The following is a 24,332-nucleotide window of genomic DNA, read 5'->3' on the forward strand; positions in this document are numbered from 1 at the left end:
GATGAATTAGCTATATCTCGCTAATCAATCGGCTATAATGCACGTGTTGTGCTTAGATTGCTGCATTATACGTGATGTTGGTTCGCAACGCCTGACCTATCTGCATTTATTTGATGATTTTTCATGCTATCAGCGCAAACTTATATAGTTAACAGTAATATTTAAAACCAACTTATTCTAAAATTAATAGAGTAAGTTATTGTTGTAGATCTTGGAGGATATCAATAAGTGATCACTGTCGATAAAAAAGATGGGCATAAATTAAAAATATCCCATGTTATTCAAGAAACAACCAATCGGCAGCTCGATATGTACATCTTCATTCCCGGTGAGCTTGGTTTAAATGCCAATATCATTTCTGAAGAAGAGTTCTATCATAACGCTATCCACGGTAAACGTACTTATTTCAGTGATATTAATCACCTTCCTCTTGTTCATAGTCGCCTTGCCAGCCGTGGAAAATTATCTATCGAACAATACCGTTTAAGCTTAAGCCTTTACGCTTATCAGTATGCACTCGCGCTAGAAAAAGCCACCAATGATTTATTAAATCAAAATGATAACCCGACATTTGAAGATGTTGAGGAATCTGCCAATATCTCGGTGCGTATTTTAAAGCGCTTACGTCGAAATATTCCAACCGACAAAAAGCTGCTTAAGTATTACGAGAATATTGATAACTATCTGTCTTGGTTTACTGAGCAGCGCTTCCTTCAGTTAATTTCTCATCTTCCGCGTGGCAACGATTACAACGCCATTAAAACAACGTTACTTGAAATCTGTGAATCTGAAACACAACACCGAATAAAGCATAATTATAACTCGGCTAAAGCGATGGAAGATCCAACCCGTATGTCGAATAAAATGCGGCTATTACGACGTTTGATTGAATACCCTGTTACGATGAGTGAGAAAACCATTGAGCTGGGTGCAAGCACAAAAAAAGTGGTGACAGGCGCAGCTGCCGGCATTGTGATGATTTTTGTCACCATGATGCTGATAAAAGCACGCGGTATGCTCGGTGATATTACCGCGTCATTCATTTTGGTGTTATCGCTAATTTATGCCGCACGTGAAGTGTTTAAAGATGACTTAAAAACCATGCTTTGGCGTTGGTTACGGAAAGGTAAAGCTCGTTGGCGGAAGCAGTTCTTTGATGCTAATACCACTCATTTAATTGGTCGACAGCTCGAATGGCTTGAATATATTAGCTATGACAGTTTACCAACCGATATTCGTAAAACGCGTAAACATAAAGTGTCTCACCGGGAAGAAACCATTCTTCACTATAAAAGTACCACCCGTATGTCACCAACAAAGTTTTTAAGTGGTTATGAGCAAACGCGAGAATCGATCATTTTAGATTTACGTACTGTTGCAGCATTAATGGAAAAAGGCTCTCAGCGTTTATACCAACTGAATGATGGCCAGGTAACAAAAGAGTCTGTGGAAAAACGTCACCTGATTAACTTAATAACCAAAGAAACAGACGAAGATAAAACAGTGCGTATTCAGCGTTGGAAAATTATTATGAGTCGTTCCAAAATTGTGGATATTGAGCCTATTCTCCCTCCAGAGAAAAAGCCAGTTGCGGAAGCTCAAGCTGCGAAGGAAAGCGAAAAAGCGCAAACGGCCTAACACTCAAAAAGCTCACTGTTGACGATAACAATCGTGCAATAGTGAGCTTTTTACTGTGGCATTGAAAATTATGCTGCACGAACAGAAACTGGTAATTCTGCACCTTTTTTTGTTAAACCAAATTGCCACACATTTAAATCACGACAACGGAATGCCCCAGCGCAAGACAGCAAGTAATAACGCCACATACGGTAGAAACGCTCACCATACTTCTCTGCTAATGTTGGCCAAGCGGCTTCAAAGTTATCATTCCAAGCGACGAGTGTTGTATCGTAATCAGGACCAATGTTCTGTACATCTTCAATATTGAAATAATCTTCAGCTGACGCACCAATTTGCATCATTGATGGGATCACACCGTTAGGGAAAATGTACTTATTGATCCATGGGTCAACTGACGTTTTTGATTTCGGACTACCAATGGTGTGAAGTAAGAAAATACCGTCTTCAGCAAGAAAACTGTACGCAGATTTAAAGTAGTCTTCATAGTTTTCAGGGCCAACGTGCTCCATCATGCCAATAGAGACAACGCGATCATAAGGCTGCTCTGGGTGATATAAGCGGTAATCTTGAAGAATAAAGTTAACGGGTAAGCCTTTCTCGTCTGCTCTCGCCTGACCAAGTGCTGCTTGTTCTTTTGATAAGGTTAAACCATCACAAATAACACCATACTTTTCAGCAGCAAAGATCATAAAGCTGCCCCATCCACAACCAATATCAAGTAAACGCATGCCCGGTTGTAAACCCATTTTGCGGCAGACTAAATCTAGTTTTGCTACTTGCGCTGCTTTCAGGTTGTCGCTGTCTTTCCAATAAGCACACGTATAAGTCATACGAGGATCGAGCATAGCTTCAAATAAATCATTGCCTAAGTCATAATGAAAAGGCACATCCTGAGTTACACGCTCAACACTTTGAGGGTTAAATAATTGCTTAAGTTTAGACGCGCCAGCTTTTAACCCTAATTGTATTTTTGTTGTGGTGGTTAGCCTATCTTCGATACCAGCATGTAATACACGAGAAATCATTTCATCAATAGCATCACAGTCCCACATGCCATCCATATAGCTTTCACCAAAGCCTAAAGAACCATCTTTTAATACGCGATCAAAAACACCTTCATCATGAATTTTAATATCCCAAGGACGATTACCATTAATTTTCACATCAGCAAAATCTAAAATGTCTTGAAAAAATTGATTATTTGTCATTCTGTATACCACTACTTTTTATTTGTATGACAAATTGCCTTTTTGTATTTATATTCACAATATAAAAATTCAAAAACTAATTTTTAGTTAATAATATCAATAAGTAAAATAATAATATTGCAGAAAAACAGTTTAACAATTTTATAATTAAGAATTGAATGATATTTCTTTTCAATTAACGCTCATCAACGTATATTTAGCTCAAATTTTTTCCATTATTTCGACATAATCATGTCAAGCTAACAAAGCATAAAGGAGCATGCAATGCGTCTACCAATGACGTCTTTACTTATCATTGATCCTCAATATGACTTTTATGATGTTCCCGTTAATGAACAATTCACATTAGGTTCAGCATCTCAGAAGATTACTATTTCGCCAGCACTTCCCGTTCCTGGTGCATGGGAAGACGCTAACAAACTTGCTGCATTTATTACAAAGCAACAAAAGAATATTAATCAGATTATTGTGACACTTGATAGCCATCATGAATACGATATTGCTCATGCGCCCTATTGGAAAAATGAAGCAGGCGAACACCCAGCCCCATTTACTCTAATTAACCATCAAGACATTGTGGATGGTATCTGGCTGCCTACTGATCCAACGCTTTTAAATCATGTCCTTAATTACACCCAGTCATTAGAAAAAGAGGGGAAATATAGCCTTCTTATCTGGCCGACCCATTGTGTGATTGGCTCTGTTGGACACAATATCGTTAAGCCTATTCATACAGCAATTCATGCTTGGGAGCAGCAAGCGAATACACAACATATCAGTATTGCTAAAGGCGAGAACCCACATACAGAGCATTACGGTGGTTGCGAAGCTGAATATCCGTTAGAAGATGATAAAAAGACCCAATTTGATCCTCAACTAGTCGAGCTCGTTAAGCAAAATGATCAGGTTTATATTTCAGGCCAAGCTCTTTCCCACTGTGTTGCCAGTACGGTTGAACAAATAGTCGAAAAGCTCACAAACGAAGAGATCAAAAAGCTAACAATTTTAATCGATACCACCAGTCCTGTTGCTGGATTTGAACAACAAGCAAAAGATTTTATGAATAGAATGTCATCTATTGGTGTGAATTTTGTAACCTCATCGAATTTATAAGACTATTATTGGTCTGATAAGTATATGAGTTCTAATTATTTAGGGTGCAAAATGAATAATTTACTGTGTTTATCTCTTATGATTGGCTGTATCTCCCCTGCGTTTGCGGCTAAACATAACAATGATGACATTTATGTCTGCACCCTTTCTCCGTTTACCGACACGTTTGCAGATGCCGCTAGAACTGAAGATGTAGCCCGCTATAAAGTTGCACAGCGCTGCTTAAAGTCACAAAGTGATATGTTTTGCCGAGCACAAGAAGCTAATTGCTTTACAACTTCGCTATCAGCTCAATGAAGATTTTGAAAAAGTAATATTAATAAAAATATAAGCCCTATAATCATTGGTTTATTACTAGTGACTATTATGGGGCTTTATTCACATAATTGACGAAACACCTCCGGATATTTAAATACGTTAACGGTGTCATTAACATTAACGAAAATCCAGTCACTGCCTTTTATTAATGGGATATACCATTTTGCATCATTTTTAATAATGACTAATGCAGGCAATGTTTTTATCTTCATAATAAAAGCATCACTTTCTTGATACATAGCCTTTAATGGCAGCAACTCTCTTCTTTCAATTTGTAGATAGAATTGAGCAATCTTTTTATCTACTGCTTCTAAATCACAACCATTATTATCTTTATGTTGATATAAGACTTTACCTAAATCTTTTGATTGATAAACCACATCAGATTTAACATTACAACCATAAGTCAGCATCAATAAAAATAATAATGGTGCGCACGAAGAAAACATTTTCAGCATATGCGCACCTCTCTAATTATTTAACTTCTATGTTATCAATCAATATCGCACTATCGTATTCTGTATCACCTTTATCGATCGCCTCTATTGTTAGCTTCACGCGTTTGTTGGCCAAAGCAGAGACATCTAACTGCTCTTTTATCCAAGGGGTGTTATACACACCTCCTTGATCAAACGATACATCAGACTCCACCAGTACTTCTTGATTCTCGCAAAGTTTATTAACACTGGTTTCAAACGATGCGCAATTTGTTGTGCCTTCCTCGCACACGTTTAAAGTAAATGAATCATCAAAACCGGTACCACAATATTCTAAAAATTCCTCTGAATAGAACTTCCAGTCAAAATTTAATGTTGTTACGTTTTTATCTAAACAAGCAGATTGTTCGATACTACCTAGCTCATTGGTATAGCCTAATCCCGTTGATACAACACCAACAAATTGACCATCTAACGGTTTAGTTCCACCAAGATTTGTAATGATGCGACCATCACCCTTTTTCGCCCAAGCATTCAATTCGCCTTGTTCAAAACTGAGATTATCAAATGAGCCACTAGATAGTTTTAAATCTTCTTCGCCTCTCATACGTATAAATGCTTCATCACTGCTGTTATCACTGATACCATGTTTATTAACAGCAACATCAAAGGCTTCCTTCAATGTCGAATCATTTTCAAGCATGTCACTAATAATGGCATTCGTCGTATCTTGAGCATAAGAAGAAAGGACATAGTCATCATAACCAATCACCGCCCCTGCACCTTTTGATAAAAAGACATTGGCAAGTGAATTATTGTAAACAGACCGACACGCTGACAGTACGACTAAGCTCTTAGGCATAGTGGAAAGATAATGATCAAAGAACGAAGGAAGAATAATCAACGCGCCACCAGCACCAATGGCTAGGCGCTTCATATAAAGATCGCTTTCATAACCTTCAAGGTTATAAGTGCCATCCTCATTTTTAGGTAAAACTATGCCTGTATATAAACCAGAAACCGATAAATACCCTTTTAAGAAGTCACTTGGCCCCCACTTCTCATCCCAGATTTTAAATAATCCATTGAAATAGTTATTACCGTGGGTAGAAAAATGAATATATCCAAAAGTAGTAAAGTCTTTAAAGCTATCAAGCGAAACACCCACAGTTTCGTTATTCACAAGCTCACTATCAGGGAATAATTTACATGATTGACTATCTTTAATCGTTTTCCAAACACCATAGTAATCATCCGCTGTGAAGAAGTTACTAAACTCAGACACATCAGGATTATTAATATACGGGCTGATCATCACGGCTTTAGAGCTTTGAATCCGGTTTGCCGGCGCTACTGATGAATAGGTTGTGGCCTGTTTTTTAAATACATCACCATAATAACGCGTTTCACGTGCCGCTTTCACAACAGGTGTTGGCGCAACAGTCCCACTACGAGCCGCTGACTTTGAATTTTCAACGAGAGGGTTATGAAGCCCTAAAATACCATCTTCATTTACCCACCAAATACCACCTTCATAGGTATACCCAGCAGCACCTACATCCTTATGGGTGTTAAGTTGATCAACCACCGCCTTGGCTGAAGCATGAACATCTTTTCCTTTATCTAATTCTGAGGTTAACCATGTTTCAACACTGTCAGCAATATCAACAGACTTAGTGACTTGATCTGAGGTGTATTTTTCAGCTACCCAAATACAGGCAGGCTCTGATTGGTATACATTCTTTTCGCTATCAGATACTTGTGCTTGATAACAAAATTTACCTTTCTTAGTTGGATTAAAAGAGAAAGAGGTCGCATAAATACCATCATCATCGATTCCATCAGCACCTTCATCAAAACTAATGCTACCGCCAGAGCCGATCAAGTTAACTTCAGGATTCTTATTATTTGATGTACCAATATTAGCGTAAATCGTTACTGCATCTTCATTTAACACAAAAGAGCGTTGGCTTAATGTTAACGGGGTAGTGAAATCCATCGCTGGGTGATAGTTAATCGTAGAAACAATCTCAACCTGCGCTTCATCAGCGGTTAACGCCATTACGGTGATTTGATTTTTACCTTTTACCAAATCAATTGTTGCTGACCACATTTCATCGACTTCAGCATTCACAGAAAGCTTGGTGGTACCGTTAGTCACTAAGATCTGTTTAATATCATGATCAGAAACAACATTTCCTTTTAAAGTCACCTTTGCTTCATTGGTTACTTTCTTGATATCACCTAAGCCAACAAAAGAAAGAGATAAGGATTTTTCCGCTGGTTTTGCATATACACTGATGTCATCAGTTGCTGTGTCACCGTCGTTATCAGTGACCGTAACGGTAAAATTAAACACTTCATTGTCTTGAATATCAGGAACAGTAAACATAGCGCTATTGTTTACTTTTATCAGTTCGACTTTTGTTGCATCTGCGTCTGATTGCGTCCAAGAAACATCCACAATTGTCCCGTTTGGATCAATATTGTTAGATGAAATCACCACACTTTTATTGGCATAGGTATAAATATCATCACCAGCTTTAGCTTGTGGTGTTGACTCACCACTTCCACCGCCACCACAACCCAATAGCGCTAAGGCGGTGCTGGCAAAAAGTATGTTCCTTGTTAAGTTCATTGTATTCCCTTCAATAACAAACCAATAGAAATGAACAAAGGATCATATTGCTAAGCTAAATACTATTCTATTAAGCGATACCCCTACTCGATACACTTCATGATTAGAAATGTAATGGATGTAAGTACTTAACTATAATATATGGTTAGATCTATAATCCTTGTTAAACCCACCGAATACCTTTGTTATGAAATCATTACAACAGCTTGTTTTTAATAATACTTACAGCCAACTCCCTTCACTTTTCGGCACTTTCGTTAGTCCGCAACCGCTGAGTAACCCTTACTTAATCAGTGTGAATCCACACATTGCGAAATTATTAGAACTCGATATAAACGCCATTCAATCTGATGATTTTATTAATATATTCAGTGGTAACGACACCTTAGCTGGATTTGATTCCATAGCAATGAAATACACTGGCCACCAATTCGGGCAATACAACCCCGATCTGGGTGATGGTCGGGGTTTATTATTGGGGGAAGTACAAACAAGTCATGGTAAAAAGTGGGATATTCACTTAAAAGGCTCCGGACTTACACCTTATTCGCGTATGGGCGATGGCCGTGCCGTTATTCGTTCAAGCATTCGAGAATATTTAGCCAGCGCCGCGATGGCAGGCCTTGGTATTCCGACCTCACATGCACTCGCGGTTATTGGTAGTGATACCCATGTGTACCGTGAAAAACAAGAATTTGGCGCAACCCTGATCCGAATCTCAGAAAGCCACATCCGATTTGGCCATTTTGAATATCTGTTTTATACCCAACAACACGATCAATTACGTTTATTAGCAGATTACGTTATTCAGCATCATTTCCCTGAGTGCCAACAAGTCGAAAAACCATACGCCGCCCTGTTTGAGCAAGTTTGTGAAAATACAGCTAAAATGATCGCCCATTGGCAAGCAGTAGGCTTTGCTCATGGCGTTATGAATACCGACAACATGTCGATTTTAGGCTTAACGTTTGATTATGGCCCTTATGGTTTTCTGGACGATTATAATCCGGGTTATATTTGTAATCATTCTGATTATTCTGGTCGTTATGCCTTCAATCAACAGCCATCTATTGGGTTGTGGAACTTATCAGCACTCGGTTACGCCTTAGCACCTATCATTGATAAATCAGACATAGAACATGCATTAGAAATTTATCAGCACCAACTACAAATGCATTACAGCAAACTGATGCGTCAAAAATTAGGCTTATTCGATAACCAAGAACAAGACACTGAGTTATTTCAGCAGTTATTTAATTTACTCAAACAACAGTCGATCGATTACACCCAGTTCTTCCGCACGCTTTCGACGCTTTCCCAAGACGAACTCGATAACACCAGTTCTCATTTTTCATCTCTCACTGAAAATACAACCGCAATCGATGAATGGTTAGCTGATTACAAAAAACGTATCTCAAATATCGATGATCAACAACGTTTAGCATTAATGCTTAACAGCAACCCGAAATATATTCTTCGTAACTATTTGGCACAGCTTGCTATCGATGCTGCCGAGCAAGGAAATTTCACATTTATAGAGAATCTATTAACCGTTTTACATGATCCTTTTGATGAGCATCCTAACTTTGAAGATCTTGCCGATCTTCCTCCTAAATGGGGTAAAGAGTTAGAAATTAGTTGCTCTTCTTAAATCATTATTTCGTTTTTGTAATAAAAAAAATGCCCTATTCAATAGGGCATGTTTCTCAATATTTCATTTAATACGCATTACAAATAATAGCTCTGTACAGGTTTCATTTGCTCGTTAAATTCATAAACTAATGGTGCGCCTGTTGGTATTTCTAATTCTGTAATTTTGTCATCAGGGATATTATCTAAATATTTAATCAAAGCACGTAAGCTGTTACCGTGAGCGGCAATTAAAATATCAGAGCTAGGTTTAACATTAGGGACAATATTTTCATTCCAGAATGGTATTACCCTATCATAAGTATCTTTCAACGATTCACCATGTGGAAGTTGGCTATGTTGTAGTTCTTGGTAACGTCTATCATTACCTGGGTAAAAAGAGCTATCTTCACTTACTTGTGGTGGCTCAATATCATAACTACGACGCCAAATGTGTACTTGTTCGTCGCCAAACTCCTCTGCGGTTTCTGCTTTATTCAATCCTTGAAGATCACCATAATGACGTTCATTCAATTGCCAGTCGTGCTCAACAGGGATCCATAAAGAATCAAGCTGTTCTAATGCTAAGTTAGATGTTTTGATCGCACGATCAAGCATTGAGGTATAGCAAAAATTAAAGTTGAAACCATTCTCTTTCAATTTAATACCTGCGTTACGCGCTTCGTTTTCGCCTAATTCAGAAAGAGAGACATTCGCCCAGCCAGTAAAACGGTTTTCTTTGTTCCAAACACTTTGACCATGACGAAGTAAAACAATACGTGTATTTTTCATAACAGCCCCTTGAAACTCAACATCATGAGTTAAGTAGATTCGTCTTTTTAATCGCTGTCATTTCCATATGGCATTTAACAATTACTTCCTAATTGATAATCATTATCATCTTTAGTTGTAGATTAAATCCATTCCTCATCGATTACAATACTGACTATAAAGAAAAGTTATTAAATAAAAGTGCTACATACCGTCATTATGTGTATCTATCGCGTCATTATAGAGTTTGAGCAGAGTAACAATAGACATTAACCATTTGATAAAATTAATTATTTTAACTTTATGGGGATGATTGAAAAACTCATTCGTAAAGTATTATTTACATGAATAATAAAAAATCGCTTCTTCAAATGCCATAACAGATGAAAAAAGCGATTTAGTTTGTAGGATATATTTAAGGTTAATTAAGCGATGCGGCTAAAGCCATTGGCTAAATCTTCAATTAGATCGTCGCAATCTTCTAAACCAATATGAACACGAATAAGCGTGCCCTCAAAATCTACTTTGCCCACAGGACGAATACGATTTAACTCTTCAGGTTGGCTTGCCAAAATAAGAGATTCATAACCACCCCAAGAGTACGCCATACTAAAATGCTCAAAGTTATCTAAGAAATTAGCAACTTCTTCACTCGATAACCGTTTATTAAGGACAAATGAAAACAAACCACAGCTTCCAGAAAAATCACGCACAAAGAATTCATGGCCTTTACAGCTTGGTAGTGCTGGATGATTAACGGTTGCAACTTCTGGACGCTTTGCCAGCCATTCTGCTACTTTGATACTGCTTTCATGATGTTGTTTTAAACGAACGCCCATAGTGCGCAATCCGCGAGCAGCCACATACGCGGTATCAGCATCAACCATTTGCCCCATTAAATAAGAACGTTCACGTAGTTGATCCCAGCAACGTTCATTACTAACTGCCGTCCCTATCATCGCATCAGAGTGGCCAACAATGTATTTCGTACCGGCTTGAACAGAGATATCAACACCGTGCTCGAGCGCTTTAAATAGCACCCCTGCCGCCCATGTGTTATCCATAATAATCACAGCATCAGGGTTAACAGCACGCACTGCTTTCACAATTGCTGGAATATCTTGCACTTCCATTGTGATAGAGCTTGGTGATTCTAAGAAAACAACCTTGGTATTTGGCTGTACAAGTTCAGCAATCCCCTCACCAATCAAGGGATCGTAATAAGTAGTACTAACCCCTAATCCTTTAAGGACAATATTACAAAACTCTTGGGTAGGCTCATAGGCGGCACCTGTCATCAATACATGATCGCCAGAAGCAACAAACGCTAAAATACTGTTAGATACCGCAGCCGCACCGCATGGATATAAATAACAACCAGCACCGCCTTCTAATTCCACCATCGCATCTTGAAGTGCAAAGTGGGTTAACGTGCCACGACGTCCGTAAAACAACTCACCTTTCGCACGGTTCTTAATAGCATGTTTTTTATCTGCAACCGTATCGAAAACTAATGATGAAGCACGTTGAATAACACTGTTCACCGCACCGTGAGTGTATTTTTTCTTTCTTCCTGCACTCACTAATGCAGTATCAATTTTCTTACTAGACATAACTTCGTGATTCCCTTACTCGTCTATCTATTCTGTTTCTTGTATAACATGAATAAACACAACAAACTAGCAAGTTATCATAAGTATCAAGCACTAAACTGATGAACAATTCACCCTAAAGTTTGGTGTTTACTTTTCGGTATTGTTGCGTTTTTCCCTCAAACAACAACTGCTGTGAAATAGCATTAAAATAACTTCCCTCGGCAAAAAGAGATTCGCTCCAAGCTTGCTCAGAACACGCTAATGGTTTTTTAGTCACAACATCATTATCAATATCAAAACAAGAATGTAGCTCACCAGTCGCACTATCTATCGCAACACCATGATTTTTGGTTAGCCAAAAGAAATTCGTGCCATACGAAAAGCTTGAGCGACCATCATAGCTATCATCAAATAGCGAGTTGCCAGTAAACCATGGAACATAACCACCAAGCCAATCAATAATCGTGGGTGCAATATCTCTCTGAGATGAGGTGATCGACCTCTTTTCATTGGGGATGGATTGATCACTCGCATAGATGAGAAGTGGAATAGAATTTTTAACTAATCCTCCAGTTATCGTTTTTGCCGTGTGATCTGAGAGCAAAATAACGATGGTCGGCTTATCGAGTTGAGCAAGCTTCGAATCCAATTTAGGAATAAAACGTTTCAGTGCATCATCAGCGTACTTCATCACACTTCTACGCTCGTTAATGATGTTTTCGCGACCAAAAACATATTCAACATTATCCGGTAAAAAAGAACCGTGAGTGGTCCCTGTATTGATGGTCATAAGAAAGGGTTTACCCGTTTGGCTGAATTTATCGATTTGGTTTAAAGAAAAACGATAGATATCATCATCCATAAATCCCCATTCATTGTGCACCGCTTTGAATGGGTAATCATACTTACCGTACGACTCCTCAAACCCTAACGTTTGTGCAAAAGCCCCAACCGCCCCTCTTCCACTTCCCTGAATAAAGGCTGTTTGCCAACCTCGCTCAGCTAAAATATGTGGTAAACATGAATAAGAAGCATTTTGTAATTGGCTATTTGCCATAAAGCCATTTATAGGATTTGGGTAAGAACAAAATGTAGAAAACGTCCCTTGTACTGTTCGATAAGCATCGGCATAGGTTGAATACGTCGAAAAAGAACGTGCTCTAAGTTGATCAAAAAATGGCGTGGCATTCACAACACCCGAGTAACTTTGCATATCAAAAGCCAACCAACTCTCAAGCAGAACAACAATGACATTGGCCGATTTAAGTGATTGAAGCTGGGCAGGAGAAGCTGTTTCTTGTGTATGTTCAAAAAACTTAACTTGCTGTGACGTTGGATTTTTAGTGATTTTTTCTATGGCCGCAAGATCGCCTTTAGAGAGATAGTAACCAATGCTATAGGGAGCATTCCAAGCAATGAAGGCTTTATCTAAGTCACCAATAGTATAAACACTCATCGGACTCTGAGGTGAGTCTTTCCAGCCTCCGCGAACAATAATAAGTGTGACTGCTAACCACAAAAATATAAACAGACTATTAAAATACCAGCTTGCTTGCTTTCTATTGGATAATGGCAAATATTTCCAAATGAAAAACAGTGATACTAATAAACATGCAATACCAAGCGCGACAGTTCCAAAGTAACTTTTAAACGCAGTCTGAATAAGTGACACTTCCATCCCTTGCGTATTAAACAGTTCAAATGTGACATGTTTACTGGCTTCTTTGGCATAAATTGCATCAGAAAAGGTAGTAATAACAACCCAAAAAATCGCAATGCAGAGTAAGAATCGAGTTAATTGATTGGTTGCTCGTTTAAATAAACTAGCAATAATTAGAGTAAGGAAAATTGGGATAGTCAGTAAAACAGCAGCGCTAGCATCAAAGTAAATACCAAAAAGTAAAGCATCGATGCCATCTTGCGAACTAAGTTCGATGGGAAGTTCAACAAAACTTAATAAAGCGAGCAACTTAGTAATAAAGATCGCTGCGATTAAAAAGGCAAAAGATATAATGGTATTTATTGCAAGCACAGCTATTCCTTGCTAATGAATGATTCCTTTTAGAGAAGCAAGAAAATGCATCTATGTCCAATTTATTCGCAGTATTGATTTAGATTAACCATATCATTTTCTTCATTTCTAACATCTGTTGAAAGTTAATTCAGTATTGATAGTCAATTTTGTTGAATAAGGGGTGAGCATGTTTGAAAATAATAGTGATTTTAATCCAAATATTAAGTAAGCCTTAAGTTATAAAATGGATGATATGGCTATTCGCTAATTCATAAGAGCTCGTAATGCGTCAAATTTTCCAAATTAAGATGACAAGCTTCATCGTGGTGATGTCAGCATACTTCACCCTATGCTTTAACTATCCGATCCTCGCTAAGATTTTCGATTTAAGCCATTCAGTGTCTAATGTCTTTTTTCCATATACTGCACCGATTGTATTAATGGCGGCATTTCTGATTATCTTCACAGTGTTATGTTGGCCATACCTGTTTAAGCCAGTAATGATTTTCTTAACCATTACTTCATCGATGGCACTCTATGCAGAAGTGAATTACCACACCTTATTTAATAATGCCGTAATTGAAAGTATTTTCGAAACACGTTCAGATGAAGCGCTGTCTTATGTCAATGCCCATTCTATTATCTACGTCATCGTATTTGGTATTGTGCCAAGTATTTGGATTGCAATGGTAAAAATCACCAAGCGAGAGTCTTTTATTAAAGATATCGTTGCTCGTGTCGCGTTAATCGGTATCGCTTGTACAGCGATTTTGCTCGTCGGATTAACGACATTTAAAAGCTATGCTTCTGTGGGTCGAAATAACCATTTTTTAAACCGTATGATCATTCCAGGTCATGTATATGCGGGTGGTAAGTACCTCTATAAGAAGTTTATTTACAAACCACTACCATTTAAACAACAAGGGTTAGACGCAAAACTAAGCCCAAGTAAAAACCATAAACCTACTTTATTTGTGATGATCTTAGGTGAAACCGCACGTACCTATAACTATGCTTATAACGGTTATAAACGTGACACCAATCCATACACCAAAAATGAAGGCATAATATCGTTCAAAAACGTTGAATCTTGCGGTACCTATACTGCCCTTTCCGTGCCTTGTATGTTCTCGAATTTAACACGAGCACATTACAACCAAGATCGTGCATATTCTCAAGATAATGCCGTTGATATTATCCATCGCGCAGGGGCGAAAGTATTGTGGCTTGATAACGATGGCGGATCAAAAGGCGTAGCAGATCGCGTTAACTATCAAGCGATCGATCCTTCACAGCATAATCAATTCTGTAATGGTACCAGTTGCTACGACAGTGTAATGCTAGATAAAGCACAAAGCTTTATTGATAAAGGCGATACAAATAAATTTTTGGTACTGCACTTAATCGGTAGTCACGGACCGACTTATTTCAAACGCTACCCTAAAGCGTTCGATAAATTTAAGCCATCATGTAATCGCAGCGACATTGAAAATTGTACTGACGAAGAAATTAGGAACGTGTACGACAATACTATTCTGTACACCGACTACGTGACAGAACAAGTGATTAAAATGCTAAAAGCCAAAGAAGATAAATATAATGTTGCTTTGTTATATATGTCAGATCATGGTGAATCTTTAGGTGAGAACGGTTTCTATCTTCATGGTGCGCCCTTCTCTATTGCGCCTAAAGAGCAAAAACACGTGCCTTGGTTACTATGGTTGCCAAAGCAATACGCACAAGCGAAAGGGTTAAATAAAGCGTGTTTAGAGAAAAAAGAAAACCAAGCAGGACTATCACAGGATAATTTATTCCCTAGCCTATTGAGCTTATACGGTGTGAAATCAAAAGTGATAAATCCTAAGCTAGACATTACTGCAAGCTGTCGAGTAAAAGCATAACTATTCAATGATCCCATTGACTTAATGTATACTTGTAAGATATTACAGGTATACATTTTTATTTGAGCTCTCATTCCATGAAAATACTGATTATCGAAGATTCCTCGGCATTACGTCGTAGTTTAGCTGTGGGGTTTAATAATTTAGGCTTTTCCACTGATGAAGCAGAAAATGGTAATGAAGGGCTCACTTTAGCATTAGACAATGATTACGATATTATTATTTTAGATCTCATGCTCCCTGGCATTGACGGTATGACGATTTTAAACAAATTGCGTCAAACAGGCATTGATACTCGTATTATTATTCTTTCAGCCAAAACACAAAGCCAAGATCGTATTGATGGCTTAATGCAAGGTGCTGATGATTATGTCACTAAACCTTTTTCATTTGATGAGCTCCATGCTCGTGTGGTTGCAATTTCCCGTCGTTGCCAACCTGTAAGCATTACCAATACCATTGAAATTGATGGCTTTTTGTTAGATCTTAATAACAAAACGTTATTCTATGGTAACAACGATTTAGAACTCACACCGAATGAATTTAAGATCATCGATTATCTCTTCACTCACCGAGGTCAAATCCTGACCGCTAGTATGATCAGCGATAATATTACTAATAACTTCGACTATATTTCGAAAAATACCATTGAAGTACATATCTCTACGATGCGTAAAAAAGCGAAAAATATTGAGGCTGTATTGCCAATAAAAAATAAACGCGGTTTTGGGTATTACGTAGAGAGTTAAACATGACAAATCCTCGCTCAATTAAAAAGAATTTAATTAACGCGATCAGCGCCGTATTTGGCTTCTTTATTATTATTGTTTTTACTTTCGTCGATTTCAGTGTGGATAATTGGGTTCAAGAACAATTTGAATTAGAGATCCAACAAAAAGCCGGACAGTTTAAAACCATCACCAATATCCAAGATTTTGCACAAACGATTAAAAGCGATAAAGATTATGCCTATTATCAGATCTGGAAAAATGATGATGTCATTTATCGTTCTACATCGCTCAATGATTATCCCAACATCCATTTACTACACAAGAAGTTACCACTAAATAGCTATCAAATTGTCGATGTCACTTTACCAAACCATGAGATAGGTAAGGCATTTCTATACTCTTATCTCGCAAAACCTAAAGATAAAAAGCCAACCCCTATTTATTTAACCATTTATGCATCAACGACAGGACTTGATAAGGTTACGGGCATTCTCGATATTTTACTGGTTGGTAGCTTTTTACTCTCGATGATCATTATGCGTGTCGTCGCTAAAATCATTGTGACTAAAGGTCTCGATCCTCTCGTAAACTTAAACGATCAAATAAAACTGTTTAACGAAAATAAACAGCAACGACACAATCACACCTTTGCGTTTAAAGAAAATGCATCCTCTTATATTGAAATTGATTTGATCCGCAAAGAGCTTAATAACTTCCTCGAAACTAACCGTAAAATGGTCGATAACGAAAAACGGATCACCGCTGATATTGCCCACGAAATCAAAACGCCTATTGCAGAACTCATCACCCTAACCGAAGTGCATCAACGCTTTCCAGATGATGAACGTATAGCGAAAACCTTTACCTCGGACATTCTACAAATATCGAACCGAATGAAAGTAATAGTAGAAAACCTATTATTACTACAACGCACGTCTCATTCGCTTTCTCTTTATAAACAGCCGATTGAAATCACAACCTTATTAAGTACCGTGATTCATGATTTAAACTTTAAATATGACGACATTAAGCAACGTGTAGTTTTCAATAACACACTTCAGCACCCTATTCTCGCTGATGAGTTTTGTTTAAAAACTATCGTCACCAACTTGTTAGATAATGCACTATTTTACAGCGAGCCTAATACCGCTATTAATATTACGATTAATAATGATGCTCAGGATGTGGTATTCACTATCACCAACTCATCCTCTATTAATTACTCGCAGCAGGAAGTCGATAAACTGGTGCAACCGTTATTTCAGCATGATGATTCACGTTCTAATAACAATCGCTATGGTTTGGGGTTATCTATCGTTGATAACATCTGCAAAATTAACGATTACGAGTTATCAATAAACCAGTTAGAGCATGGGGATTTTCAGGTATTAGTAAGGATTCCAAAAAAGAATTATAGCGAAGAAAGCTAACCAATGAGTTAAAAAACAATAACTGGGATTCTTTATTACTGCCTTATTAAAGACAATATAATTATAAATCATAGCGTTAAAACTATTGCGTCACACCAAGCAAGGATAACACTCGACTTCTTTTTGGCATCACCCTTGATGATATTTCCAATATTTACTTATATAAGGTAGCTTGGGCTTGTCCAACCCTTCGAATAGGTGTCGGCTGCGCGACACATATCCTTATTTGTTATAGGCACGAGAGCTCGTTACTTATTTGCATATTTCTCAAATAACTCGATCTTTTTAGGTTCTAAGTGTACTAATAACATTTATTTCAGCTTACTTGTTGATACTGAAATACTTTTCTTATTAAATTTCAAATTAACAACTTTGATTACCAACTCTGACGATTGATTCTCTTTTGTTACCAAATCTGGGAAGTCAAACGATGCAAGGTAAACGCCCCGCTACAATTGATGCTTATAGTCGTGCTCTACGTCGCATTATCCATCAACTGGATAAATTACCAGACACATTAACTACCGAAGATCTTAAACAACATTTTACGCAACTGATCAAAACACATTCATGGAGTACCGTAAAAATTGATCGAAATGGCTTACAGTTTTTCTTTAAGCATGTGCTTCCACGTGATTGGGAGTGGCTGAACATTGTAAAGCCGCCGCACGTAAAAACCTTACCTGATATTTTAACGCCAGCCGAAATCAGCTTATTGATCATTTACAACTAGTTACTTGTGCAGAGATGATATTAGAATTTAATAAGATACTTCCTCTGTTATAGATAACTATAATTATAAAAAGGGTAGATAACGCAATTAATGTTTTTATAGTTTTTTATCAAATATAATTTAGATTCCTTTTAAAAGTTTGATTAGTTAATTATTGATACAAGCCGATATAAATTGCGGGTATTGAAAGTCCAATGAATAAAATCCCCAAGCGAAAGTCATTTCCCTTAGCTAAACGAGCATTGGCCTCATTGCCTTTGTGATACAAAATATCAGTATTTTGACCTATGGGTATTATCTTAGAATTAAAAGATATTTTTGATTGAACTTCGTAAGTAATTCCATTTAAAGAAAATTCAAAACTAGGTCTGTACATTGTCTGTTTACTATTATCGCTATCTTTGGATTGATATTCATAATAGCGTAGTATTTTACCCTTAGTTTTCAGTGCTTTTTGATTAAAGCGCCAGTAGTCAAATAATATATAACTCCCCAATACACCAAAAACAAAGCCTGCTATTAATGGAACAATATTCATATTTAATCCTTATATATGAAAGCCTAACCGCGCCTGCCCTGAAATCTAACGCCCGGCTCACATGCCGGAGGCCAATGGCGCCTTTTGTGCGGGGTTTGCACAAAAGGTGACAGTGACCGGAGGTCTTGTGCAGCCACTTGTTAAATTTCTATTTCTTAACCATTTCATAATCTTCATCCATGAAATACTCACCAGACCTAACCATACTTCTGGCCCCCCAACTCATAGGGTAAACAACTTGTTTATAGCCTTCGTCCCCTATTTGATATGCACCGCTCTTTAATCCTTCGATTAAATCACTCAGATGCTCCTCGATACTTGGGGCGAGTACACTAAAGTAATAATCTTGAGCTACTGCCAATAGCTCTCCTGGCTGCTTCCCTCCCAAGTTCAGGACAATATTGTAACCACCTGAAGCCATAAATAGAGGCAAAATAAGCCTTAGATCATTTATTTCATCGTCCTCGGAATAATGCTGAGAGTTGCTATATTCATCATAATACTTGATGCCACACTCTTCAGATGCCTGGAAATTTTCATCTAAAAAGTTTCCTGCAAAGAATGAAACAGTGTGTTTTTTAAATGCATCCTTGTAATGCTGTAAGAGTGTTTGGTCATTCTCAAGTTCATAGCCGCAAAATATATCAACTTCATCTGTGATTAACTTTACAAGCTGTACCAGATTTCTAACATTATCAGGAATCTTAGTTTTGATTATATTTTCAATTTCTTGAATTTCAGGTGAAGCGTCGACTTTTTTATCAATGCTACTTAAAAGATTTTCAATATAGTCGATTGTTTCCGAAACTTGACTCATTCCTGATCCCTCTGGAAATTTAACGCCCGCATCAACTGCCGGAGGCTACTGGCGCCTTTTTTGCCGGGGTTTTGGCAAAAAAGGTGACAGTGGCCGGAGGTCAGATTGCAGGCGCTTGTTAAATTTTTCTAGCTAAAAATACCTGGATTGTGTTTGCTCCAAATCTCCATTTCTAGCTCTTCAGGATAAAGACCATCTTCTTTATATTTATCATTTTCCACCCACTCTACGCACGTATCGACCATTTTTTGTATGGAATAGAAATAAACATCAATTCCTTGCATAACCGAGATTATTGGCCGCTCTAATACAGAACTTAGGTTATTACCTTTTGTTGGGATCACATACCAGCCACCATTAAAGGACGCTATTGGAAATGAATTCTTAAGCATGAAATGGTCTTCTTTATATGTTCCGTAAGAATCCATCATACTTTTATATTCATTCTTAGCTCTTTCGATACTACAGAAACTGTTGTCGCGGAACCAAAATGGATATTCAGAACCCCAAGCGTCATTCACCTGACCGCCTCTCCACGAATAAAGCGCAATGATTTCTTCAGTTAGATCTCCTGGAAACCACGAACATTTTTCTCTTAATTCTTGCTCATCTAGTGGTGGAAGCAGTGATTCACTAACTTTCATTCCCTTCGCTTCGAATGCTTTCAACAGCTTATCTAAGCTATTGTGAAGAACCTCAGTAGAAAATTTAGGGATATTAATATCTTTATGCTTTATTTGAGGCACCACAGTATCCCCACTACATCCGTATAATTTGCTAGCGGCAAATGTCGTAATCAATATTTCAAGAAACGATCTTCGATTCATATCCAAAATTTAACGCCCTGTTAAGGTGTGAGCAACGCAATACCGATGCCGCCGCATACCACCTTAATCACTTAAACCAACGCATGGTAAAAATGCCACGCGTTGCGAATCACTCTTAAACAAATTGTTGAACGAAGCCGCTTCGCGGCAGAGTGAAAGCCCATAAGCTCAACTACGGTAAATACACCTTTCCAAAATGAGTATTTATCATGAATAAAGCACAGCAACATCGTTAATTTTATCTTTATGAACAGAACCTTACCCATCTCACCTTGCAAGGTAAACGTCCCGCTACGATTGATGCTTATAGTCGTGCACTACGTCACATCACACATCAACTGGATACATTGGCAACAATTTAACTACCGACGATTTGAAGCGGTATTTTACACAACTGATCAAAACACATTCATGGAGTACTGTGAAAATTGATCGCAATGACTTACAGCTTTTCTTTAGGCATGTGCTTCAACGTTATTAGAGATGGATATTGCAGTATATATTACCGAAAGGATTTCGTCGGGTACGTGATTATGCTTTGCTGCGGGATCATAGTAAGAAACAGCTTAAAGCGATCCAATTTATGTTCATGTTAGCCGGGCAACTGATGTTGTCCTCACCGAATAATACGGCACCTATAAAAGCCCAACCCTTTTGCCCCTACTGCCAACATATCATGCAATTAACGGGAATATTTCGACACAAATAACCGACGTTCAATAATAAGGATAATGGCTTGCACGCTTCAGAATTAAAGAGGATTTTATTATAAATCAGTGTATTAAAATTACTGGTTTACACCAAGGATAACGCTCGACTTCTTTTTGGCATCACCCTTCATGATATTTCCAATATTTACTTATATAAGGTGACTTGGGCTTGTCCAACACTTCGGATAGGTGTCGGCTTCGCGACACATATCCTTATTTGTTATATTTTTACAAAGCCCCTCCGTAAAGGTTTTTGTATTTCTCACTTAGTAATTCGGCTTTGGATAACTCAAACCCCTTACCAATTTTAGGTAAACTCTTTAAGAATTTTTCTACATTTACTCCATTGCTTTTAGCGGTCATGTACCAAGCATACGCTTCGTTATAGTCTAACTTGGTTCCATATCCATAATGATAGCTTGATGCTAACATTCTTTGTGCTTTTCCTTCTTTTAATTTTGCGGAACGCAAGAGTAGCTCATACCCCTTTTTTTGATCTTTGTTAACCCCTTGCCCCTTCATATACAACGTACCTAAATTGATCATTGCAACTTTATTATTATTTGAAACAGCTTTCTTATACCAATATACGGCTTCTTCCAAATTTTTTGATTTTTCAAAAATTACAGCTAGGTTATTTTGTGACCTTGAGTTTCCGCCAGTTGCTGATTTTTGATACCAATAAATTGCTTTATTTTTGTCTTTAGGGAGGCCACGCTTACCGTCAGCATAATAAGAAGCCAAAAAATACTGAGCGGCATGGTCTCCGTTTTCAGCTTTTTCTATGGCTATTTGAGCAAATTTGTCAGGTTCTTTTCCAGTCGAATTGCCAGTTGAGTTACAACTGACGATCAAACAACAATTTATTATTATCAATAGGAACTTTTTCACTATGCCCTCATAGAATATAACGCCCGCTTAACCGGCGCAAAATAGCAGGCTAAAATTAGCGACGAAGGAGCGCAAGCCTGCTGTTTTGCGTCCTTTGGTTCAAGCGCTTGTTATAAACCACTTGCAACTTTATAGTCTGCAACTAAGCCTACATTCTTTATTGGTGAAGGCAAAATATCATCAGAGGTGTTTAGTACGCCATCACGACCATAAGAGCGAATATGGTATGAGCTTTCATTAATTAGCATGTAATAGTAAAGCTTCCCTTCTGTGTTTACTTGCGCTGCATCATGAAGAAAAACCATAGAGTTCTCTGGTAAGGACTTTTGCAACACTTCTAATGACTCAGGGTACTGTCCATTTTGCACTTTATAAAACTCTATTGCTTGTACAGCACTTGTTAATTGTGTTTTAGTCAGTTCACTGCGTAAATCATCATAAACGCCTCCCTCTTGTACAAAGCCAAAGTAACCCAACGAACTATAAAGAATTACAGTAAATGCAATACCGCATGCACCAACAACTTTTAGCTTTGTATGCTTTATTGCAAAGCCCCATATAATGGCAACTATTCCGAATAAAACACCAATTAATGGAATAAATGACATCCCACCAATAACATAGCCTAGACACCCAGCTTCTTTCTTATTTTCTTGTTTATTTTCCATACTACATTGATACTTCTTGTGGTTTATAACAGTATATTAATAAGCATTCTTACTTTTACGCTTTATTAATACAGCAAATATTCAACATTCTAATAAATAAAAACATTTATTTTCATTACCTTAGTCGCAAAAATTAGCATCTATCCGATATATTTACGTTGGTAAAAGTAAGAACGGTATTTTGTCCATCGGATTAAATACACAAACAGCAAAGCTAGTTATTTAATATCAATAAGTTAAAAGCACCTACTGAGATAATTAAGAAAATTTTCTGATTAAAAACGAGACTTAATCGGCAAAATTTACGATTTTCATTATAACTGGGTAAAAACACAGGTAGTCTCATTACCAGCAAACAAAAGCATTTCGCCTCATTGAAATAGGATTATCTGAAACTCGCAAAGAAAGGAAATAGAGATAAGAGAGGTGGCGACAAAGAAGGGTTCATCTCCATGTTTAGGCATTATTGCGGCTTGTGGTGATGATAAGACACAGCTTCAAGCTATCCAATTTATGTTCATGTTAGCAGGACAACTGACGTTGCCCTCACCGAATAAAACGGTACGTATAAAAGCCCAACCCTTTTGCCCCTGCTGCCAACATGTCATGCAATTAACGGGAATATTCCGACCCAGATAACCGACGTTCAATAATAAGGATAATGGCTTTCACACTACAGAATTAAAGAGGATTTTATTATACATCAGGGTATTAATATTATTGGTTCACACCAAGGATAACGTTCGACTTCTTTTTGTCATCACCCTTCATGATATTTCCAATATTTACTTATATAAGGTAGCTTGGGCTTGTCCAACACTTCGGATAGGTGTCGGCTACGCGACACATATCCTTATCTGTTATTTACGTTTCACGGCGACCACTGAATATATGTGCCAATGTTTCGTTGCACCTATTGTTGTTTGACCTACTTCATCTCGTTCAGACCAACTAACTATGTCAAAATTAGTTAGCATTGCTCGAATCTCTGATTCTGTGAAAGGTGAAGTTGGAACGCGAAAACCTGAAGCCCAACTATCTTTATAACCCATAAAGTCGCCAGCAAATACCCCACCGACAACTAATGAGGATTCAATGTTATGCCAAGTCGTCGAAAACACAGTTGGGACTGCAAAAAACAAACTGTTATTTGCAATTACTACCCCCGATTTTGGGTACCGAAACGATTCAAACGAAGATTGCTCAATGTTAATTTGTGGATTTGAACCAAATCTATCATTACAAATAGTTATTGAATCAGGATTAACGTCAAACCCAAACACTTTGTAATTTTGACCCGATAGATAATCGATATCACTGCCGGTTCCACAACCACAGTCAGTGGCTACTTTGAGGTTTGATTCATTAAGTCTGACAGCAAATTCAGTACGTTTTGAGTGTGGGCGAGACAGTGCCTTTTCGTAGTACTGACGCCAATTTTCAGTATTTTCATCCATAAATATCTAATTTTCCGTAAAAGTACATAACACCTTGCTAAGCGGCAATAAAATAGCTGGCTAAAATGTGAAGCGAAGGCCAACTATTATTTTTCCGTTTAAGCAACTTGTTGAACGAAGCCGCTTCGCGGCAGAGTGAAAGCCCATAAGCTCGACTACGGTAAATATACCTTTAAAAAAGGAGTATTTATCATGAATAAAGCACAGCAACATCGTTCAGATTATCTTTATGAACAACACCTTACCCATCTCACCTTGCAAGGTA

General features: G+C 37.7%; 20 protein-coding genes and 2 pseudogenes. 10 read left to right on the forward strand and 12 right to left on the reverse strand.

Translation table 11 applies throughout. The features are described 5' to 3' along the window. Positions 1-228: 228 nt before the first annotated feature. Positions 229-1,638: a hypothetical protein gene (locus C9J38_RS19070; protein ID WP_107208475.1), complete on the forward strand. Its 1,410-nt coding sequence runs from the start codon at positions 229-231 to the stop codon at positions 1,636-1,638. A gap of 68 nt (positions 1,639-1,706) precedes the next feature. Here the strand turns inward: C9J38_RS19070 and cfa are convergent, their stop codons facing one another. Next, positions 1,707-2,849: a cyclopropane fatty acyl phospholipid synthase gene (gene cfa / locus C9J38_RS19075; RefSeq protein WP_107208476.1), complete on the reverse strand. Its 1,143-nt coding sequence runs from the start codon at positions 2,847-2,849 to the stop codon at positions 1,707-1,709. A 264-nt stretch (positions 2,850-3,113) separates the two neighbouring features. Between cfa and C9J38_RS19080 the strand changes: the two genes are divergently transcribed. Both C9J38_RS19080 and C9J38_RS19085 read left to right on the forward strand, forming a co-directional pair. Then, a complete protein-coding gene (locus C9J38_RS19080; RefSeq protein ID WP_107208477.1) occupies positions 3,114-3,962 on the forward strand; it encodes a hypothetical protein in 849 nt (282 codons plus the stop codon). A 51-nt stretch (positions 3,963-4,013) separates the two neighbouring features. After that, the gene (locus C9J38_RS19085) at positions 4,014-4,259 is read left to right on the forward strand and encodes a hypothetical protein (protein ID WP_233218537.1); all 246 of its coding nucleotides are present in this window, start codon (positions 4,014-4,016) and stop codon (positions 4,257-4,259) included. A 77-nt stretch (positions 4,260-4,336) separates the two neighbouring features. On the opposite strand, the gene C9J38_RS19090 is transcribed toward C9J38_RS19085, so the two are convergent. Together C9J38_RS19090 and C9J38_RS19095 are read right to left on the reverse strand one after the other, a co-directional pair. Beyond that, positions 4,337-4,738 (reverse strand): hypothetical protein, encoded by a 402-nt coding sequence (locus tag C9J38_RS19090; RefSeq protein ID WP_107208478.1) that lies wholly within the window; start codon positions 4,736-4,738, stop codon positions 4,337-4,339. Between the two features lie 16 nt (positions 4,739-4,754). Further along, a complete protein-coding gene (locus C9J38_RS19095; protein ID WP_107208479.1) occupies positions 4,755-7,355 on the reverse strand; it encodes a choice-of-anchor L domain-containing protein in 2,601 nt (866 codons plus the stop codon). Positions 7,356-7,542: 187 nt separating this feature from the next. Between C9J38_RS19095 and C9J38_RS19100 the strand changes: the two genes are divergently transcribed. Next, positions 7,543-9,006, forward strand: coding sequence for a YdiU family protein (locus C9J38_RS19100; protein WP_107208480.1), 1,464 nt, complete (start codon positions 7,543-7,545; stop codon positions 9,004-9,006). Positions 9,007-9,083: 77 nt separating this feature from the next. Here the strand turns inward: C9J38_RS19100 and gpmA are convergent, their stop codons facing one another. The 3 genes from gpmA to C9J38_RS19115 all read right to left on the reverse strand — a co-directional run bounded on the left by gpmA (position 9,084) and on the right by C9J38_RS19115 (position 13,382). Continuing rightward, positions 9,084-9,776, reverse strand: a complete 693-nt coding sequence (gene gpmA, locus C9J38_RS19105; RefSeq protein WP_107208481.1) for a 2,3-diphosphoglycerate-dependent phosphoglycerate mutase — start codon at positions 9,774-9,776, stop codon at positions 9,084-9,086. A gap of 404 nt (positions 9,777-10,180) precedes the next feature. Next, positions 10,181-11,368: a cystathionine beta-lyase gene (metC, locus tag C9J38_RS19110; RefSeq protein ID WP_107208482.1), complete on the reverse strand. Its 1,188-nt coding sequence runs from the start codon at positions 11,366-11,368 to the stop codon at positions 10,181-10,183. A gap of 115 nt (positions 11,369-11,483) precedes the next feature. Continuing rightward, positions 11,484-13,382 carry an LTA synthase family protein gene (locus C9J38_RS19115; protein ID WP_107208483.1) on the reverse strand — a complete coding sequence of 633 codons (1,899 nt, stop codon included), beginning with the start codon at positions 13,380-13,382 and terminating at the stop codon, positions 11,484-11,486. A gap of 266 nt (positions 13,383-13,648) precedes the next feature. Between C9J38_RS19115 and C9J38_RS19120 the strand changes: the two genes are divergently transcribed. The 4 genes and pseudogenes from C9J38_RS19120 to C9J38_RS19135 all read left to right on the forward strand — a co-directional run. Beyond that, positions 13,649-15,265, forward strand: a complete 1,617-nt coding sequence (locus tag C9J38_RS19120; RefSeq protein ID WP_107208484.1) for a phosphoethanolamine transferase — start codon at positions 13,649-13,651, stop codon at positions 15,263-15,265. A 77-nt stretch (positions 15,266-15,342) separates the two neighbouring features. After that, positions 15,343-16,014: a response regulator transcription factor gene (locus C9J38_RS19125; RefSeq protein WP_107208485.1), complete on the forward strand. Its 672-nt coding sequence runs from the start codon at positions 15,343-15,345 to the stop codon at positions 16,012-16,014. Positions 16,015-16,016: 2 nt separating this feature from the next. Continuing rightward, on the forward strand, positions 16,017-17,426 hold the full coding sequence (locus tag C9J38_RS19130; protein ID WP_107208486.1) for a sensor histidine kinase KdpD: 1,410 nt from the start codon (positions 16,017-16,019) through the stop codon (positions 17,424-17,426). A gap of 385 nt (positions 17,427-17,811) precedes the next feature. Then, positions 17,812-18,147: pseudogene (locus C9J38_RS19135) on the forward strand (site-specific integrase); the annotation flags it as partial. A 163-nt stretch (positions 18,148-18,310) separates the two neighbouring features. On the opposite strand, the gene C9J38_RS19140 reads toward C9J38_RS19135, so the two are convergent. The 3 genes from C9J38_RS19140 to C9J38_RS19150 all read right to left on the reverse strand — a co-directional run bounded on the left by C9J38_RS19140 (position 18,311) and on the right by C9J38_RS19150 (position 20,341). Then, complete coding sequence (locus tag C9J38_RS19140; protein WP_107208488.1) at positions 18,311-18,697, reverse strand: DUF3592 domain-containing protein; 387 nt, start codon at positions 18,695-18,697, stop codon at positions 18,311-18,313. 148 nt (positions 18,698-18,845) lie between these two features. Next, positions 18,846-19,514 carry a hypothetical protein gene (locus tag C9J38_RS19145; protein ID WP_107208489.1) on the reverse strand — a complete coding sequence of 223 codons (669 nt, stop codon included), beginning with the start codon at positions 19,512-19,514 and terminating at the stop codon, positions 18,846-18,848. Positions 19,515-19,642: 128 nt separating this feature from the next. Then, on the reverse strand, positions 19,643-20,341 hold the full coding sequence (locus C9J38_RS19150) for a hypothetical protein (protein WP_233218539.1): 699 nt from the start codon (positions 20,339-20,341) through the stop codon (positions 19,643-19,645). Positions 20,342-20,583: 242 nt separating this feature from the next. Here C9J38_RS19150 and C9J38_RS19160 point away from each other — a divergent pair. After that, a pseudogene (locus C9J38_RS19160) lies at positions 20,584-20,816 on the forward strand (phage integrase N-terminal SAM-like domain-containing protein); the annotation flags it as partial. A 463-nt stretch (positions 20,817-21,279) separates the two neighbouring features. Here the strand turns inward: C9J38_RS19160 and C9J38_RS19170 are convergent. Both C9J38_RS19170 and C9J38_RS19175 read right to left on the reverse strand, forming a co-directional pair. Next, positions 21,280-21,942 carry a tetratricopeptide repeat protein gene (locus C9J38_RS19170; RefSeq protein ID WP_107208490.1) on the reverse strand — a complete coding sequence of 221 codons (663 nt, stop codon included), beginning with the start codon at positions 21,940-21,942 and terminating at the stop codon, positions 21,280-21,282. A gap of 110 nt (positions 21,943-22,052) precedes the next feature. Further along, positions 22,053-22,610, reverse strand: a complete 558-nt coding sequence (locus tag C9J38_RS19175; protein WP_107208491.1) for a type II secretion system protein GspG — start codon at positions 22,608-22,610, stop codon at positions 22,053-22,055. A gap of 426 nt (positions 22,611-23,036) precedes the next feature. Here C9J38_RS19175 and C9J38_RS19180 point away from each other — a divergent pair, with 426 nt between their 5' ends. After that, positions 23,037-23,249: a hypothetical protein gene (locus C9J38_RS19180; RefSeq protein WP_233218538.1), complete on the forward strand. Its 213-nt coding sequence runs from the start codon at positions 23,037-23,039 to the stop codon at positions 23,247-23,249. Positions 23,250-23,470: 221 nt separating this feature from the next. On the opposite strand, the gene C9J38_RS19185 is transcribed toward C9J38_RS19180, so the two are convergent. After that, positions 23,471-24,067, reverse strand: a complete 597-nt coding sequence (locus tag C9J38_RS19185; protein ID WP_107208492.1) for a bifunctional 2-polyprenyl-6-hydroxyphenol methylase/3-demethylubiquinol 3-O-methyltransferase UbiG — start codon at positions 24,065-24,067, stop codon at positions 23,471-23,473. Positions 24,068-24,332: the final 265 nt, after the last annotated feature.

Source organism: Photobacterium sp. GB-210, from assembly GCF_003026075.1.
Lineage (GTDB): Bacteria > Pseudomonadota > Gammaproteobacteria > Enterobacterales > Vibrionaceae > Photobacterium.

Bases quoted from the DNA above. Each gene is read 5' to 3' on its own strand.
- C9J38_RS19150 (WP_233218539.1), bottom strand. From the start codon at position 20,341: ATGAATCGAAGATCGTTTCTTGAAATATTGATTACGACATTTGCCGCT.
- C9J38_RS19120 (WP_107208484.1), top strand. From the start codon at position 13,649: ATGCGTCAAATTTTCCAAATTAAGATGACAAGCTTCATCGTGGTGATG.
- gpmA (WP_107208481.1), bottom strand. From the start codon at position 9,776: ATGAAAAATACACGTATTGTTTTACTTCGTCATGGTCAAAGTGTTTGG.
- C9J38_RS19085 (WP_233218537.1), top strand. From the start codon at position 4,014: ATGAATAATTTACTGTGTTTATCTCTTATGATTGGCTGTATCTCCCCT.
- C9J38_RS19175 (WP_107208491.1), bottom strand. From the start codon at position 22,610: ATGGAAAATAAACAAGAAAATAAGAAAGAAGCTGGGTGTCTAGGCTAT.
- C9J38_RS19125 (WP_107208485.1), top strand. From the start codon at position 15,343: ATGAAAATACTGATTATCGAAGATTCCTCGGCATTACGTCGTAGTTTA.
- C9J38_RS19130 (WP_107208486.1), top strand. From the start codon at position 16,017: ATGACAAATCCTCGCTCAATTAAAAAGAATTTAATTAACGCGATCAGC.
- C9J38_RS19145 (WP_107208489.1), bottom strand. From the start codon at position 19,514: ATGAGTCAAGTTTCGGAAACAATCGACTATATTGAAAATCTTTTAAGT.
- cfa (WP_107208476.1), bottom strand. From the start codon at position 2,849: ATGACAAATAATCAATTTTTTCAAGACATTTTAGATTTTGCTGATGTG.
- metC (WP_107208482.1), bottom strand. From the start codon at position 11,368: ATGTCTAGTAAGAAAATTGATACTGCATTAGTGAGTGCAGGAAGAAAG.
- C9J38_RS19095 (WP_107208479.1), bottom strand. From the start codon at position 7,355: ATGAACTTAACAAGGAACATACTTTTTGCCAGCACCGCCTTAGCGCTA.
- C9J38_RS19100 (WP_107208480.1), top strand. From the start codon at position 7,543: ATGAAATCATTACAACAGCTTGTTTTTAATAATACTTACAGCCAACTC.
- C9J38_RS19140 (WP_107208488.1), bottom strand. From the start codon at position 18,697: ATGAATATTGTTCCATTAATAGCAGGCTTTGTTTTTGGTGTATTGGGG.
- C9J38_RS19090 (WP_107208478.1), bottom strand. From the start codon at position 4,738: ATGCTGAAAATGTTTTCTTCGTGCGCACCATTATTATTTTTATTGATG.
- C9J38_RS19080 (WP_107208477.1), top strand. From the start codon at position 3,114: ATGCGTCTACCAATGACGTCTTTACTTATCATTGATCCTCAATATGAC.
- C9J38_RS19185 (WP_107208492.1), bottom strand. From the start codon at position 24,067: ATGGATGAAAATACTGAAAATTGGCGTCAGTACTACGAAAAGGCACTG.